The sequence below is a fragment of the Methylobacterium jeotgali genome, assembly GCF_022179345.1.
GTDB lineage: Bacteria > Pseudomonadota > Alphaproteobacteria > Rhizobiales > Beijerinckiaceae > Methylobacterium > Methylobacterium jeotgali.
Window position 1 is genome coordinate 60,849 of record NZ_BPQR01000084.1, and the last position, 13,048, is coordinate 73,896.

The window sequence follows — 13,048 nt, forward strand, 5'->3', positions numbered from 1 at the left end:
AAAGAGGAGCGGGCGAGCGGCCTCAGCCGTCTCGCGCGCAGGAAGCTGGCGCGACTGATCCGCCTGCACGGCGGGAAGGCGCAGTGGGGGCAATGAGCCGATCACGGGCGCGCCTCCGAGTACTGGCGGATGGCGCGGGCCGCGATGCTCGGCGGCACGCCGAGCGCGGACTCGATATCGTCGAGGCTCAGCCCGTGGTCGTGCAGGCAGGCGATGCCGTTGTCGCTGTAGGCGACACCGGCGGCCGCCTGAGCACGGACGGTCCGAGCGAGGATCGATGCGCTGTTGTCGCTGCGCGTGCCAACGATCTCGTTGACCGCCGCTACGATCTCATCACGCGAGCGCGCCCTCTGCCGGCGTCTACGCTTTGGTTCGGCCAGCCCATTGGCGCGCCAGATAGCTTCGAGACCGAGAACATTTGCGCGGAGGCAGACCCAGTGACGGCCGACGAGGATGCGGCGTGCGACTTCGCCTGCGGTCAAGCCCTCGGCCAGGAGGCTGACGATCGTCGCATCATACTCGTCGCTGACCCTCGTCACGGCCGCCCCCACGCAATCGGGGCGTCGAAGGGCTCGCTACTGGTGCTCGAGCAGGCCCACATGACTACGGCGATGCTCACCAGCATGGCCAAAAGGCAGAGGCGGTCGGACGCCGTGATGCAGCGGAAGCGGGTCATGGCCGGCCTCCCGCCTCGTACGCGGCGAAGGCGTCGATGAACCGGCCGGTGATGCCGATGGGCGATCCGTCCGGCTCGCGGGCGACGGACTTCGCTAACGCCTGGATCGGCGCCCCATGCTGAAGGGCGAAGGAGAGCGCGATCCCGGTGTCGTGGCCATCGTCGGCCACATCGGACGACGCCTTCGAGCAATCGAGAAAGACCTCGGCGAGGCTACCGTCTGGATAGCGACCGATGCCGGCCGTCCAGCGGGAACCGCGATGCTCGAAGTCGAAGGCCTCGTGCGAGCGCCGGTTCGGGAGGACGGCGCGGGTCATGCCGAGACTCCCAACGAGACCGCCTCACCGGACGCCGACCGGATGGATGCGCATTCGGGGCGGTCGATCCCCTCCGGCCACTCGGCGCCCTCGGGCCAGTTGTCGGAGAGCCAGCGGAGCGCGCTCGCGAGGTGACGGGATCCGACGTCGCCACCCTCGCGCAGAAGGCGGACACGCTTTCCGTCGTTGAAGAGGAAGGCAGAGACACGCGCGTCGGACACCTCGCGCTTCGCGCGGAAGGCGTCGATGACCCGCAGGAGATGGTCGACCGTCAGCATGGCCACATTAATGGGGGCTATCTCCCCCATTCGTCAAGGCCTACTTCCCCCTCGGTGCCACGGAAGGCCGGGGGTATTTTCCCCCGCATGGCAAGAGACATTCGCGTGCGTATTCAGGAGCGGCTTGCCGACCTTCAGAAGTCCATGCGGGCGGCGTCGATTGACGGCGGTATGGGGGCGACGGCGATCAAGGATCTCATGCGTCGGCCGAATGACTCGCCCAGCATGGAAACGGTTGAGAAGCTGGCCAAAGGGCTAAACACGACCGCCGCATGGCTTGCATACGAAGCCGGACCGAAGACGCTTCGACCCACCTCGTCCGGCGGCTTAGCCGACGCCAGCCGGAACTTTGGCCTCGCGCGAGTCGATGGTTCTGTTAGTGCGGGGATGTTCCTTGCGGCATCGGTATTTGACGATACCCCGGGTGAGATGATTTCCGCCCCGCGCGATCCCGACTACCCCTTCGCCGCTCAACTCGCCTTCCGCGTCGAGGGCGACTCCATGGACAAGGCTGAGCCACGACCCATTCGTGATGGCGACTTCGTTATCTGCTGCGCGTGGTCTGATCTCGGCCTTGAGCCCGCCGATGGAATGATCCTCGTCATCCAGCAGACCTTGGACGACGGCAGACTGCGCGAGCGATCGGTCAAGAAATTCAGCCTCGACGGCGATAGGGCCATTTTCGCTCCTATGTCGTCGAACCCCAAGCATGCGCCGATCATCGTGCCAAGAGACTTCAATCCCGAGGATGGAAAGCAGGTGACCATCCTCGGTTTGGTGCGTTTTGTGTTCGACTATCAAGTCATTCGTTGGTAGTCGATCGCCCTTCGCCGGGCTGAAGCATGTAGCGGACCGATAGGATCGTCGCCCCAGTCTCCCCGCAATACATGCAATCCGGGTCTATCTCCTTGACGGCTCCCGACTCGTAGAAGTCGTGCATCGTCGCGGGGTCGTCTGGTTCGTCGACCATGCGGACGACCTGGGACCGCTCACGGTCGCAACAGCGACAGCGAAGCCGCACTGAAAAGGCACGCTCTTGCGCCAGCGGCATCGAATCGGCCGAGAGGGTGGAACGCTCGACGGTCAGCAGTGACATGGGCATCTCCTCAGATGTTCTTACTTCGTTCTCAATCCATGGTAGAGTCAATCGGCGACAATACGCGCCCTGAAAATTTTTCACCGGCTGTGCGGAAGTCCGAATTTATCAACAAATACAAGGTTTTGTCGGTGTATACAGGCTGTTGATTTACCTTACGCCGGGTCAGCATCTCACGGTGCGTAGACCGCCAGAATGAGAGAACGGGGGCAAAAGCCCCCATAAAGGATTGACGGGGGCAATATCCCCCACTATCTTGCCTCCATCGCCTCACCCCGAGGCGGTGGAGCGACCGATGTCCCAGGCCCCAGTATACGGCCCGCTGAAGCTGTTCCGGTCGGCCAAGAGCACGGCTTACGCTCGAACCAAGGCCGAGGCTGCCATCAAGCTCGGCGTCGAAGTGTCCGCCGTGCAGGGCCCCCGGTTCACCGATGCTCTGCGCGGTGAGCCGACCGGCAAGCGGCGGCACCCAGAGGTCGCCTACCTCGATAGCCGCGCGGTCGTCCGCCGGCTCAACCGGTCGGCCGCCTGACATGGCCGCCCCGACCCCCCTCCCGAGCGACACGCCATTCCACACGGACGGTCGCCTGAACTTCCGGGCCGCGCTCCAGCAGGCCCGCCTCGACCGCGCTCACGAGCGCTTCCGCCGGGTCGATCCGGACTACCGGCGTCTCGCCCGGCCGCTGCCGGCGGACCGCCTGAGCAGGGTCCGCCTGTTCCTCGAGAATGTCCGCGCCCGCGTCGCTTCGGAGCGCGCGCTGCTCGACGGGACCGGCGCGTGGTCCGTCTACGAGCACGTCGAGCGGGAATGGTCCGGCCATCGCTGGCTCGAGCCGGTCTTCGTCGCCTCCTACCCGACCGGGGTCGCCGCCGAGCGCGCCCTGATCGAGGCCGCCCAAGAGCGCGGGGCGGCGATCTCCGACACGCTTCCCCTCCCGCTGAAGGCTGCCTGACCATGCGCGTTTCCCAGGACGTTCTCTCCGTGCTCGACCGCGCTACCTGCGAGGGCAACGCCCTGTCGCTCGTCGCCCTCGGGCAGCTCGACCGCAAGCTCTACACCGACACGAACAAGGTCCTGGAGGCGGCTGGCGGCAAGTGGAGCCGCAAGGCGAAGGCCCACCTGTTCGACGGCGACGCGGCCGAGGCCGTGGAGCCGATCATCCTCACTGGCGAGATCGTCAGCCGGAAGGTCGAGTTCCAGCAGTTCTACACCCCGCCGGACCTAGCCGAGCGCGTCATCGCCGCCGCCGGCATCCTTCCTGGCATGTGGGTCTTAGAGCCCAGCGCCGGGCGCGGCGCCCTGGCGATCCCGGCGCTTGTTGCCGGTGGCCAGGTCGACTGCGTAGAGCTCAACCGCGCGAATGCGGAGCACCTCGACGAGGCCGATCGCTTCGACGTGGTGTGCTGCGACTTCCTCACCGTGGCATCCGAGCGCCAGTACGACCGCGTCGTGATGAACCCGCCCTTCACGCGGGACCAGGACATCCGGCACGTCGAGCACGCGCTCAAGTTCCTCGCGCCCGGCGGGCGGCTGGTTGCGATCATGAGCGGCGGCGTCCTGTTCCGGCAGGGCCGAGCCGCCACCTTCCGCGAGATGGTCGCGGCCCGCGGCGGCACCATCGAACCGTTGCCGGCGGACTCCTTCAAGGCGTCCGGCACCTCGGTCAGCACCTGCCTCGTGACCATCGACGAGCGGGGCGCGTGATGTCCGACGGACAACTCCTCTGCCTCTGCGGCTCGGCCGGCGCCCTGGTGCTGTCCTGCGTCTGGGGCCTCGTCGACCTCGCCTGCCGCTTCGTCGGCGGACCCGAGACGCCCGCGGACCCGGTGGACGCCTTCCTGGCGCTCGGGCGCGCGGCCCAGGCCGGCATCGCGGCCAGTGTGGCGGCGCTCGGCACCCTCGTCGGCGGCCTGTTCGGCTGGGCGGTGCGGCCATGAGCGATTGGCTCGACGCCTTCACTCTCGCCGCCCGCGAGCAGATGACGCTGCCCGGCAACTGGTACGGCTACCTCTTCGAGCGGGTCGACGGTCAGGGCGTGCTGGTCACGGGCAAATGCGTCACCCGCGCAATCTCGCGCGGTCCGCGCAAGGGTGAGCCATGCTTCCGGACGGCAGATCCGGAGACCGAGCGGAAGGTCTTCGTTTCGAGCGCCGCCGCCGACGCAGCCTCCAAGCGCCTGCGCGAGGCCCGGCGATGAGCGCCCGGACCTCCACGCTCGACGCCCTGACGCCCGAGGACGCGGCCGGGATGCTCCACGAGCGGGGCGTCGGCCTCCTCGTCGCCTCGACGGACGAGGGTCTGTCCCGCGTCCTCGCCGACATCCTGATCGAGCGCCGCATCCGCCTCGCGCGAGCGCCGCATCCGCCTCGCGCGAGCGCCGCACGATTTCGACGCCGTGCGCGCCGAGCACGCCCGCCTGCTCCACGCCGACGAGGCCGCCGGCCGGTCGCGCGAGTGCGCCCGCTACCACCCCGATTCCGCCCGGAGGCCCTGATGTCCACCCACCCCCACCAAGTCCTCGTGAAGGGCGACGTCGTCCTCATCCGCGCGGTCGTGGACTTCGTCTGCGACGACACAGGACGCGTCTATGCCAAGGTCGGCGGCCCTTACGGCGCTTCGGTCTCGGCAGCGTGCGAGCACGTCAGCATGGAGATGTTCTTCCTGGCGCCCGGCGACGAGGTGCGGGCGATCGAGGCGAGCCCCGAAATGCCGTCCGAGATTTGCCCGTTCGGCATCGTCGCCGCAGTCATCGGCGAACGCGCGTGGATCGAGTGGCCGCACGGACCGAGCATCGATCGCGTCGAGACCTTGGAGCGCATCCGCACCGCCGCCCAGGTCGCCGCGAACGCGCCCCGGCCCGGCGAGGAGCCGGTGCTCCCGATGGCGGCGGAATGAGCGCCATGCGGATCGAGCGCATCCCCTTCACGACGCGCGAAGCGTGGCTCGCCGCCCGGGCGCAGGACGTGACCGCCTCGACGGTCGCAGCTCTGGTCGGCGCACACCCCTACGTGTCCGCCTACGAGGTCTGGGCGCTGAAGACCGGGCGCATCGGCGAAATTGCCGAGGAGACGGGTGCGATGCGTCGCGGTCGCCTGCTGGAGCCGGTCGCCGTCGAGCTGCTGCGCGAGCAGCGGCCCGACTGGAAGGTCGAGCCGAACCGGGACTACTTCCGTGACCCCGCCATCCGGCTCGGCGCGACGCCGGACACTCTCGTGACCTGCCCGGTGTTCGGGCTCGGCACCGTGCAGATCAAGAGCGTCGAGCGCTCCGTGTTCGCCCGCGGCTGGCGCGAGGCGGACACGGGCGAGATCGAGCTTCCTGTCGGCTACGCGCTGCAGGTCATCACCGAAGCTCATCTCGTCGGCGCGAAGTGGGCCGCCGTTGGCGCCCTCGTCGTCAGCCACGACATCGCGCTCGAGATTATTGAGGTGCCGATCCACGCTGGCGTCATCGAGACCCTGCGCCGGGCCGTCGGGGAGTTCTGGGCTACGGTCGAAGGCGGTCGAGTGCCCGAGCCGGACTGGATGCGCGACGTCGCGCTTGCGGCCCGCCTACACGGCGATACCGGGCAGACTGTCGACCTGTCGGCTGACAACGCGCTGCCTTCGCTCCTCGATGAGCGGGCCGAGACGAAGGCGCGCATCAAGGCCGATGAGGCACGCTGCTCCGAGATCGATGCCGAGATCCGAACGAAGGTCGGCTTCGCCGCCGGGGCGTCCCTGCCTGGCTGGAAGATCAGCCTGAAGACGCAAGAGGCGAAGGCCTACCAAGTCGCCGCGCGCACGACCCGGCCGATCCGCGTCACCCGCATCCAGCAGAGGGAATCCGCAGCATGAACGCTGTCGCCGAGCGCACCGCGAACCCCATCGTCGTTCTCAACGACCAGATCGGCAACCGCGAGGAGCAGTTCAAGGCCGCGCTTCCAGCCCACATTCCCGTCGAGCGGTTCAAGCGCGTGCTGCTGACCGCCGTGCAGAACAATCCCGGGTTGATGAAGCTGGATCGTCAGTCCTTCTTCAACTCGGCGATGCGGGCCGCGCAGGATGGCCTCCTCCCGGACGGGCGCGAGGGTGCGATCGTCGAGTTCAGCGGCAAGGCGCAGTGGATGCCGATGATCGGCGGCCTGCGGAAGAAGGTTCGCAACTCGGGCGAGATCGCCACCTGGGAGGCCCACGTCGTCTACGAGAACGACGAGTTCCTCTACGAGCTCGGTGACGAGCCGATCCTTCGCCACAAGCCGACGATGGGCGAGCGCGGCAAGCCGATCGCTGCCTACTCCGTCGCCGTGCTGAAGTCGGGAGAGCGCTCCCGCGAGGTCATGAGCTTCGCCGAGATCGAAAGGGTTCGCGCTGTCAGCCGCGCCAAAGGGAACGGCCCCTGGGTGCAGTGGTGGGGCGAGATGGCCCGCAAGACAGTGGCGCGTCGGCACTCCAAGGTGCTGCCGATGTCCACCGATCTCGACGACCTGATGCGTCGGGATGACGATCTCTACGACTTCAAGGGCGCGCAGGAAGATGGCGCCGTCGCCCCGCGGCCGAAGCTTCACGCTGTGCTTGATCGGATCGGCAGCCCGCCCGCCATCGAGCACGCCCCAGGCGGCGAAGCGCCGGCGACCGATCAGGGGCCCGATACGCCCGCAGATGCGAGTGCTGCAGGCAACGAGGTCGCCGACTCCTCAGAGGGTGACGAAGCTGCGACGCCCGCCATCGACGCCGACAGCGCGGACTACAAGCGCGGGTACGAGGACGCGTTGCGGGGCACGAAGAAGTGCCTCAAGGCCGAGATCAAGGACGATCCCGCACGGCTTGTGACCTGGGAGGCCGGGCACGCCGCCGGGACCGAGCAGATGGCTCGCGACGAGGCGGAGGGCTGAGCCGTGCACATCCGCGTCGTCGACCTCGAGACCACGGGCTTCGAGCCCCCGGCCGCCGTCTGCGAGATCGGCTGGTCCGATCTCGTTCGCGAGGACGCTGGATGGCGGGTGCTCAATCCGCTGTCGTCCCTCGTGAACCCCGGCCATCCGATTCCGCCCGAGACGTCGGCGGTCCATCACATCGTAGATGCGGACGTGGCCGGCGCGGAGGCGTGGGACGACTTCGCCCACACCATCCTCGACCCGCGGCGGCATGATCGGGGCGACGAGCCGCCGATCGCCTTCGCTGCCCACAACGCGAAGTTCGAGCAGCAGTGGTGCGCGGCGCTGACCGGCGGCACTCCCTGGATCTGCACCTATCGCTGCGCCCTGCGGGTCTGGCCGGACGCGCCGAACCACCAGAACAACACCCTGCGCTACTGGCTGAAGCTGCCGGCCGACCGACGCCGGGCCGAGCCAACCCATCGCGCTGGGCCGGACGCCTACGTCACCGCCTACCTGCTGAAGGCGCTCCTCAACAGCGCATCGGTTGAGCAACTCATCCATTGGTCGGCCGAGCCCGCGCTCCTCGCGCGTTGCACCTTCGGCAAGCACCGGAACACGCTCTGGCGGGACGTGCCGAGCGATTATCTGCGCTGGGCCGCGGGCCAGCAGATGGACGAGGACGTGGCGCACACGGTGCGGCACGAGCTCAAGCGGCGGGAGCAGCGCTGATGCCCGCCCCAACCCGCACCCTCATCACGGACGCCCTCCGCAGGTCGAGAGAGGCCCATCGCGCCGGCGCGCTCGCGCTGGACCTGCCGGCGCCGGCCGAGGCAGCTCGAGCTATCCGTCGGGCCCGCGTCCTCGCCGGCTACGACGCCCTGACAGACGATCAGTGCGACTTCATCCTGCGCACCATCGAAGCCCTGCGAGACGGGAGGATCGGCCCGTGAGCTTCTGGCATCACCACGGTGCGATCTTCCTGATCTGCGCAGCGCTTTTCCCGCGGCTGACCCTTCTCTTCGGGACGGGCCTTCCGGCGATCTTCGGCGTCCTGGGCTGGATCGGCTGGCTCGTCCTGCCCCGGTTCATCATCGCCTACTACGCGACCGTGGCCTACGGCAGCACGAATCCGTTTCTTGTGGCCGTCGCCTGGGTGATCGCCGTCGCCTGCCTCCTCGGCAGCGGCGGCGAGACCGCGCGGAGGGCTTCAGCTTGAGCACTCTCCCCGCCCCAGCGCGCCCGATCCGTAGCGCCGGCTTCCCCCCTGCCGCTCCTCAGTCCAGCGCGACGAGGAAGCTGTCGAAGCCTCTTCCCCCGAGGGAGGGCGCGCGATGACGGACCGTCCGATCATCTTCAGCGCGCCGATGGTGCGAGCCCTGTTCGATGGCAGGAAGACGCAGACCCGGCGGATCATCCGGGATGAGGTTCCGTCCGCGCCCTCGATGGACGCCCTTGCGCCGGGCGGTACGGCCAGACACCCGGCCCCATACCTCGACGCCTACTGCGGACAGCGCAGGACGGCATCCAACCCGCGTGGCATGTCCGACCGGTGGTGCTGGTGGACGCGAGATGACCGGCCCGGTCACACTTTCAAGGTCCCGTACGTTCCGGGCGACAGGCTCTGGGTCCGCGAGACGTGGTGCCATACTGGATCGGGCGTGTGGACGGTCGGCGACAGCTACTGCGCCCTTGGCGGCAAGGTCATCTACCGCGCGGACGATGACGGGAGCGATCCCGGCATCAAGTGGTTCTCGCCCCTCCACCTGTCTCGCAATCGATCCCGCCTGACGCTCCACGTTGCCGACGTGCGCGTGCAGCGGTTGCAGGAGATCAGCGAGGACGATGCGCAGGCCGAGGGCGTCCAGCAAGAGGAGGATCGCTACTGGCACGACTACCTCTTCCCCGGAACGCAACTCACGCTCGGCGCCCGGGAGAGCTTTAGCACCCTCTGGAACAGCCTCCACGGCGCGGACGCCTGGGACGCGAACCCCTGGGTCGCCGCGATCACCTTCACCGTCGAGCGCGCGAACATCGACGCGTCTCGCGGCCCTTCCCGGAGCCAGCCATGACCGCCCCCAACCAGGGGCGCGGCCCCAGCCTTGCGGACCTCAGTGCGAGCCGGCCCGCGTGGCTGACCGAAGAGATCGTTCGGGCTGCATACCGCCACTTCCAGCACGAGGCCGAGTTCCCGTGTTCGCCATCGGCGATGGGTGAGGCGATCTCCTGCGCGCTGATCGAAGCCCCCACCCCGCCCCAGCCTCCGCTCGGGGAGGCGGAGGTGCGGAGGATCGTGCGGGAGCGGCACGCGAAACTTGAGGAGGAGCGTGGTCGTCCGCTATGCGCCGCCGACATTCGAGCCGGCAAGCTCGATAACCGTCTCCACATAGCTGACGACTTCGATCTAGCCCTCGCCGTCGCCGAGCACTTCCGCTCCGCCGCCCTCCCGACCGCATCCACCGGGGGCGGTGGCGGGGGGACGGACGGGTTCGTGCTCGTGCCGCGCGAGCTGATCGGGGCGGCGTGCTCGGCCATTGATAAGAAGCGCGACGCACCCAAGACGCTCGCAGAACTTCGCCGTTATGCCTCTGGGGACCTCTCTGCCCCGCCCCCTGCGGCAGAGACGGACGGGTGGAGGGCTGTGCTTCGCGAGGCGCGGCAGTGGGTTGAGGCGAACACCGCGCAGGTTCGCGGGCTGTCGGCTGAGGCAGCGGCGCCGGGCGAAGCCATGCTCGCCAAGATCGACGCGCTGCTCGCCACCTCCCCAGAGGACCGCTGAGATGGCCCCGCACGAGGACGGAGACGAGATCCGGGAGGCGTTGGCGTCTCTCAGGGACGAAGCTGACCGCGCCGCTGGCATGGGATTGAAGCGAATGCCCGATAGCCTTCGAGGCATCGCGGATCAGCTCGAAGCCGCCCTCACCGCCGCCCGCGCCGACAACGCCCGCCTCCGGGAGGCGCTGGAGCCGTTCCTCAGGACGTTTGCGGCGATGAAAGTAGCCGGTCTGACGCCCGGCGACACGTTCGCGGTCCATCCCGAGGCGCCCATCGGCGATGTGCTTGACGGAACGCACCAGCCCCGCGTGGCCGATCTCCTTGCGCTCGACTGCGCCGCCCTCCAGCAGGAGCACCCCCATGGATAGGGAGGACGATCTCGACTTTGAGGAGTTCTGCAGCCTGACCGAGGAGCAACGGCAGGCGCAGATCGACCGTGAGTGCGCCGCCTACAACGCGGCATGGGCTCGGCTTTCGCTCGGCCAGCAGCAGCGGGTCCTGCGCACTCGCTACGTGAAGGCCGCGGCACGCGCACGTTCCACGCTTCGGCTGATCGACAACGAAATTACCCGCGACAGCCTGCGCTTCTGGCAGCGCCGCCTTCTCGGACTGCGCATCTGGCGCGCCACTGGCGTGCGTCCCGTGGAGACCTGAGCCATGCACATCGGACGCATCACGGGCGCGACCCGCAACCTCGGCGCGCCGCAGGGCTGGGACCCTGACAAGGACGGCACCTGCGGCGGCCTGCCCATCCGCGACGAGCCGCACAGCCCCGGCGTCAACCGCATGGTCTCGTCGTGGCTCCCGACCCCGGAGGAGATCGCGCTCATCCAGGCAGGCGCTCCCATCCATCTGCTGATCGTGGGCTCCGCTCATCCGCCGGTCGCCGTGTCGGTCGGCGTCCCGCCCCGTGACGAGGAGCACCCCCATGCCTGAGACCACACGAGGGGAGTTGGCGGTGGCTCTGGAAGAGTGCGGCGGTCGCATCGGAGAGGGTTGGGGCGGCTCGGTCGTGACCGAGCTTGGATGCCTCGTGAGCAACAACCTCCCCACGATCCCCGCCGCGCTCCGTTCCGACCCCGCAGGCGCAGCGGAGATGCGGGAGCGGTGCGCGCGCTATCACGACAGATTGGCCGCGAAGTATCGAGGGGAACTCCAGGATGCAATGAACCCCGGTCGCACCGCCCGAGGTCCTGCACGAGGCGTTGCCTGGGCTCACGCCGACGCTCGCAATCACGAGAAGTACGCGGCCGATCTCCGCGCTCTCCCGACCCAGGGAGGCGAGCATGGCGAGTGATCCCGGCCTGATCGCCTTCGCCCGCGAACACCTCGACATGGCTCGCCGGAACGAGGGCCTCTTCGTCGGGCAACTGGACGCCGACGAGTACGCCGCGTTCCAGCGCATGTGCCGCCAAGGGCTGGTGGAGCGCCGCTATCCCGGCCTAGCCGGCTTCATGGGCCTCGCGACGATCACTCTCACGGATGCCGGCCGCGCCGCCCTCGACGCGCACAGGGAGGAGGGGCGATGAAGGGGCCGACGAACGGCGCGCGCAGCTTCCTGACGGAACTTGCTCGGCACAAGGGTTTCGTTTCGCGCAAGCACCTGCCGCCGGTCTGCTCGCGCGAGCAAGAGCGCGCCCGCCGCGAATGCCATCGCAATGGATGGGCGGCGTGGGGGCGTGATCTGCCATGTGACCCTGCCGGCTGGGCGATCACCGATGATGGCCGCGCCGCCCTCTCCGAGCCCCCCAATGGCTAGGGAGAGAGCCGTGACGGAGAGGGGGGAGATCGGGCGGCTCTACGAGGCGATGGTCTTCGCGGCCTACCTCGTGGAGCAATACGGAGACGCCTACGCCCCGATCCTGGCTCGAATGGAAGAGGAGTGGAGCGCCGTGCTGAAGGCCGACACGCCGCAGGCGCGCGCCCGACGCATCCTCAACGCTCATACGGTCGAGGGCGGCCTGAACGCGATCCGCTGAAGCCACTCCTGTTTCTGCGCGAGACTTGGCCCGAGGCCATAGCGGGGACGGTGAAACTTATGCCCCATCAGCGCCGCCGCTAGCTTCTCAGGCACCTCGACGGCCGTCAGCCGATCCTCGAAGGTGTGCCGCAGCGAATAGAGGGTCTGCCCCGTCGCCGGCAGCAGCTTCGCCTTCGCCAGGAACTTATTGACCGTCGCCGAGAGCGAGGCGGACTTGTCTCGGTAGCGCGGGAAGCCGCCGGGGAACGCCTGCATCGCCATCAACGCCACGCCCACGAGCGGCATGTCACGTTCGGACTGCTCCGTTTTCATGCGCCGGCCATCAGGTCTCACCCGGACGTGCGGCACCGTCGCAGTAAGGTCGATGGTCTCCTCGGTGAGGTTCACGGCCTCGGACAGCCGCAAGCCGGTCTCTGCGATGAGGTAGACGACGGCACGGGCCTCCGGGTTGAGAGCGGCGAGGGCGCCGGTAGCCAGGAGTTTGTCCTGAACGAAGGTGGGGTCGAAGGCGAGGCGCTGGCCCGTCGAGCCGCCATTGATCCGCAACTCGCCGAACACGGGTCCGAGGCCGATGCGATGCGACCGCTCAATGGCCTTGAACATCATATTCAGGTGGCCGAAGTCCTTGTTGGCGGTTTCGATCTCCACGGACCCGGTAAGCGCCCTGTCCTCCCACCATTGCCGGAAGTCGAGGGCATGGCCTCGGTTTACGGACGCTACCGGCATGTCGCCGATCACGCCAAGCAGGTTCGTGGCCGCCCGGAGCTTGGGATTGCGCCACTTCCGCTTCTGATCGGGCGACAGGTCCTTCAGCGACGCCTTGCTCAGCTTCTCGAACTCGCCGAACAGGCCGCTAAGCATGATCTGCGGCGGCGCGACGGTGCCGAGGGTCGCGCTTGCCGCAGCTTCGGTCTGAGCGACCGGCTGCTGCTTGGCCGCCAGCAGACGGTCCACGATCTGCGCGGCCGGCAGTCTGGCCACCTCCTCGGTCGAGAGGTAGTCGAAGCCGAGAGCGCGGGCACGGCAGGGTCCGCTACGACGCGGCCCGCCGCCGTGCCCGCGCTCTCGG

At 68.3% G+C, this 13,048-nt stretch carries 25 protein-coding genes; 20 read left to right on the forward strand and 5 right to left on the reverse strand.

What is annotated here, in order from left to right:
- Positions 1-101 precede the first annotated feature (101 nt).
- The 3 genes from MFF04_RS20210 to MFF04_RS20220 form a co-directional block, all read right to left on the reverse strand.
- Positions 102-539, reverse strand: a complete 438-nt coding sequence (locus MFF04_RS20210) for a hypothetical protein (RefSeq protein ID WP_238278553.1) — start codon at positions 537-539, stop codon at positions 102-104.
- 133 nt (positions 540-672) lie between these two features.
- Positions 673-993, reverse strand: coding sequence for a hypothetical protein (locus tag MFF04_RS20215; protein ID WP_238278555.1), 321 nt, complete (start codon positions 991-993; stop codon positions 673-675).
- Entirely contained in the window at positions 990-1,271 is a 282-nt protein-coding gene (locus MFF04_RS20220) for a hypothetical protein (protein ID WP_238278556.1), read from the reverse strand. Before MFF04_RS20220 ends, MFF04_RS20215 begins: the two co-directional genes overlap by 4 nt.
- A 105-nt stretch (positions 1,272-1,376) precedes the next feature.
- On the opposite strand from MFF04_RS20220, the gene MFF04_RS20225 reads away from it, so the two are divergent.
- On the forward strand, positions 1,377-2,087 hold the full coding sequence (locus tag MFF04_RS20225; protein WP_238278558.1) for a LexA family protein: 711 nt from the start codon (positions 1,377-1,379) through the stop codon (positions 2,085-2,087).
- Here the strand turns inward: MFF04_RS20225 and MFF04_RS20230 are convergent.
- The gene (locus tag MFF04_RS20230) at positions 2,074-2,367 is read right to left on the reverse strand and encodes a hypothetical protein (RefSeq protein ID WP_238278560.1); all 294 of its coding nucleotides are present in this window, start codon (positions 2,365-2,367) and stop codon (positions 2,074-2,076) included. The two genes, MFF04_RS20225 and MFF04_RS20230, sit on opposite strands and share 14 nt — an antisense overlap.
- 295 nt (positions 2,368-2,662) lie before the next feature.
- Between MFF04_RS20230 and MFF04_RS20235 the strand changes: the two genes are divergently transcribed.
- The 19 genes from MFF04_RS20235 (at position 2,663) to MFF04_RS20325 (ending at position 11,977) form a co-directional block, all read left to right on the forward strand.
- A complete protein-coding gene (locus MFF04_RS20235; protein ID WP_238278562.1) occupies positions 2,663-2,899 on the forward strand; it encodes a hypothetical protein in 237 nt (78 codons plus the stop codon).
- Between the two features lies 1 nt (position 2,900).
- Complete coding sequence (locus MFF04_RS20240) at positions 2,901-3,320, forward strand: hypothetical protein (RefSeq protein WP_238278564.1); 420 nt, start codon at positions 2,901-2,903, stop codon at positions 3,318-3,320.
- A 2-nt stretch (positions 3,321-3,322) separates the two neighbouring features.
- Positions 3,323-4,072, forward strand: a complete 750-nt coding sequence (locus tag MFF04_RS20245; RefSeq protein WP_238278566.1) for a methyltransferase — start codon at positions 3,323-3,325, stop codon at positions 4,070-4,072.
- A complete protein-coding gene (locus MFF04_RS20250; protein WP_238278568.1) occupies positions 4,072-4,305 on the forward strand; it encodes a hypothetical protein in 234 nt (77 codons plus the stop codon). The genes MFF04_RS20245 and MFF04_RS20250 overlap by 1 nt, the downstream gene beginning before the upstream one ends.
- Positions 4,302-4,565 (forward strand): hypothetical protein, encoded by a 264-nt coding sequence (locus MFF04_RS20255; RefSeq protein ID WP_238278570.1) that lies wholly within the window; start codon positions 4,302-4,304, stop codon positions 4,563-4,565. The genes MFF04_RS20250 and MFF04_RS20255 overlap by 4 nt, the downstream gene beginning before the upstream one ends.
- Before the next feature lie 323 nt (positions 4,566-4,888).
- Positions 4,889-5,263 carry a hypothetical protein gene (locus MFF04_RS20260; protein ID WP_238278572.1) on the forward strand — a complete coding sequence of 125 codons (375 nt, stop codon included), beginning with the start codon at positions 4,889-4,891 and terminating at the stop codon, positions 5,261-5,263.
- Positions 5,260-6,204 (forward strand): YqaJ viral recombinase family nuclease, encoded by a 945-nt coding sequence (locus MFF04_RS20265; protein WP_238278574.1) that lies wholly within the window; start codon positions 5,260-5,262, stop codon positions 6,202-6,204. Before MFF04_RS20260 ends, MFF04_RS20265 begins: the two co-directional genes overlap by 4 nt.
- Entirely contained in the window at positions 6,201-7,241 is a 1,041-nt protein-coding gene (locus tag MFF04_RS20270) for a recombinase RecT (protein WP_283206396.1), read from the forward strand. The genes MFF04_RS20265 and MFF04_RS20270 overlap by 4 nt, the downstream gene beginning before the upstream one ends.
- A 3-nt stretch (positions 7,242-7,244) precedes the next feature.
- Positions 7,245-7,955: an exonuclease domain-containing protein gene (locus MFF04_RS20275; RefSeq protein WP_238278578.1), complete on the forward strand. Its 711-nt coding sequence runs from the start codon at positions 7,245-7,247 to the stop codon at positions 7,953-7,955.
- A complete protein-coding gene (locus tag MFF04_RS20280; RefSeq protein WP_238278579.1) occupies positions 7,955-8,176 on the forward strand; it encodes a hypothetical protein in 222 nt (73 codons plus the stop codon). The genes MFF04_RS20275 and MFF04_RS20280 overlap by 1 nt, the downstream gene beginning before the upstream one ends.
- Positions 8,173-8,442, forward strand: coding sequence for a hypothetical protein (locus tag MFF04_RS20285; RefSeq protein WP_238278581.1), 270 nt, complete (start codon positions 8,173-8,175; stop codon positions 8,440-8,442). Before MFF04_RS20280 ends, MFF04_RS20285 begins: the two co-directional genes overlap by 4 nt.
- 115 nt (positions 8,443-8,557) lie before the next feature.
- Positions 8,558-9,295 (forward strand): hypothetical protein, encoded by a 738-nt coding sequence (locus tag MFF04_RS20290; RefSeq protein WP_238278583.1) that lies wholly within the window; start codon positions 8,558-8,560, stop codon positions 9,293-9,295.
- Positions 9,292-10,002, forward strand: a complete 711-nt coding sequence (locus MFF04_RS20295) for a hypothetical protein (protein ID WP_238278585.1) — start codon at positions 9,292-9,294, stop codon at positions 10,000-10,002. The genes MFF04_RS20290 and MFF04_RS20295 overlap by 4 nt, the downstream gene beginning before the upstream one ends.
- Before the next feature lies 1 nt (position 10,003).
- Positions 10,004-10,366, forward strand: coding sequence for a hypothetical protein (locus MFF04_RS20300; RefSeq protein WP_238278588.1), 363 nt, complete (start codon positions 10,004-10,006; stop codon positions 10,364-10,366).
- On the forward strand, positions 10,359-10,652 hold the full coding sequence (locus tag MFF04_RS20305; protein WP_238278590.1) for a hypothetical protein: 294 nt from the start codon (positions 10,359-10,361) through the stop codon (positions 10,650-10,652). Before MFF04_RS20300 ends, MFF04_RS20305 begins: the two co-directional genes overlap by 8 nt.
- A 3-nt stretch (positions 10,653-10,655) precedes the next feature.
- Positions 10,656-10,934 carry a hypothetical protein gene (locus tag MFF04_RS20310; RefSeq protein WP_238278591.1) on the forward strand — a complete coding sequence of 93 codons (279 nt, stop codon included), beginning with the start codon at positions 10,656-10,658 and terminating at the stop codon, positions 10,932-10,934.
- A gap of 350 nt (positions 10,935-11,284) precedes the next feature.
- Entirely contained in the window at positions 11,285-11,527 is a 243-nt protein-coding gene (locus tag MFF04_RS20315; protein ID WP_238278594.1) for a hypothetical protein, read from the forward strand.
- Positions 11,524-11,757 (forward strand): hypothetical protein, encoded by a 234-nt coding sequence (locus tag MFF04_RS20320; protein ID WP_238278596.1) that lies wholly within the window; start codon positions 11,524-11,526, stop codon positions 11,755-11,757. The genes MFF04_RS20315 and MFF04_RS20320 overlap by 4 nt, the downstream gene beginning before the upstream one ends.
- Positions 11,758-11,767: 10 nt before the next feature.
- Positions 11,768-11,977 carry a hypothetical protein gene (locus MFF04_RS20325; protein WP_238278598.1) on the forward strand — a complete coding sequence of 70 codons (210 nt, stop codon included), beginning with the start codon at positions 11,768-11,770 and terminating at the stop codon, positions 11,975-11,977.
- On the opposite strand, the gene MFF04_RS20330 is transcribed toward MFF04_RS20325, so the two are convergent.
- Positions 11,941-13,048, reverse strand: a 1,108-nt coding sequence (locus MFF04_RS20330; protein ID WP_306424003.1) for a site-specific integrase, incomplete at its 5' end; no start/stop codon positions are given. The two genes, MFF04_RS20325 and MFF04_RS20330, sit on opposite strands and share 37 nt — an antisense overlap.

What these genes read in the sequence shown, in the direction of transcription:
- MFF04_RS20270 (WP_283206396.1), top strand. Translation starts at nt 6,201, where the DNA reads ATGAACGCTGTCGCCGAGCGCACCGCGAACCCCATCGTCGTTCTCAAC.
- MFF04_RS20295 (WP_238278585.1), top strand. Translation starts at nt 9,292, where the DNA reads ATGACCGCCCCCAACCAGGGGCGCGGCCCCAGCCTTGCGGACCTCAGT.
- MFF04_RS20245 (WP_238278566.1), top strand. Translation starts at nt 3,323, where the DNA reads ATGCGCGTTTCCCAGGACGTTCTCTCCGTGCTCGACCGCGCTACCTGC.
- MFF04_RS20220 (WP_238278556.1), bottom strand. Translation starts at nt 1,271, where the DNA reads ATGCTGACGGTCGACCATCTCCTGCGGGTCATCGACGCCTTCCGCGCG.
- MFF04_RS20305 (WP_238278590.1), top strand. Translation starts at nt 10,359, where the DNA reads ATGGATAGGGAGGACGATCTCGACTTTGAGGAGTTCTGCAGCCTGACC.
- MFF04_RS20235 (WP_238278562.1), top strand. Translation starts at nt 2,663, where the DNA reads ATGTCCCAGGCCCCAGTATACGGCCCGCTGAAGCTGTTCCGGTCGGCC.
- MFF04_RS20230 (WP_238278560.1), bottom strand. Translation starts at nt 2,367, where the DNA reads ATGTCACTGCTGACCGTCGAGCGTTCCACCCTCTCGGCCGATTCGATG.
- MFF04_RS20300 (WP_238278588.1), top strand. Translation starts at nt 10,004, where the DNA reads ATGGCCCCGCACGAGGACGGAGACGAGATCCGGGAGGCGTTGGCGTCT.
- MFF04_RS20290 (WP_238278583.1), top strand. Translation starts at nt 8,558, where the DNA reads ATGACGGACCGTCCGATCATCTTCAGCGCGCCGATGGTGCGAGCCCTG.
- MFF04_RS20240 (WP_238278564.1), top strand. Translation starts at nt 2,901, where the DNA reads ATGGCCGCCCCGACCCCCCTCCCGAGCGACACGCCATTCCACACGGAC.
- MFF04_RS20265 (WP_238278574.1), top strand. Translation starts at nt 5,260, where the DNA reads ATGAGCGCCATGCGGATCGAGCGCATCCCCTTCACGACGCGCGAAGCG.
- MFF04_RS20215 (WP_238278555.1), bottom strand. Translation starts at nt 993, where the DNA reads ATGACCCGCGCCGTCCTCCCGAACCGGCGCTCGCACGAGGCCTTCGAC.
- MFF04_RS20310 (WP_238278591.1), top strand. Translation starts at nt 10,656, where the DNA reads ATGCACATCGGACGCATCACGGGCGCGACCCGCAACCTCGGCGCGCCG.
- MFF04_RS20280 (WP_238278579.1), top strand. Translation starts at nt 7,955, where the DNA reads ATGCCCGCCCCAACCCGCACCCTCATCACGGACGCCCTCCGCAGGTCG.
- MFF04_RS20320 (WP_238278596.1), top strand. Translation starts at nt 11,524, where the DNA reads ATGAAGGGGCCGACGAACGGCGCGCGCAGCTTCCTGACGGAACTTGCT.
- MFF04_RS20250 (WP_238278568.1), top strand. Translation starts at nt 4,072, where the DNA reads ATGTCCGACGGACAACTCCTCTGCCTCTGCGGCTCGGCCGGCGCCCTG.
- MFF04_RS20255 (WP_238278570.1), top strand. Translation starts at nt 4,302, where the DNA reads ATGAGCGATTGGCTCGACGCCTTCACTCTCGCCGCCCGCGAGCAGATG.
- MFF04_RS20315 (WP_238278594.1), top strand. Translation starts at nt 11,285, where the DNA reads ATGGCGAGTGATCCCGGCCTGATCGCCTTCGCCCGCGAACACCTCGAC.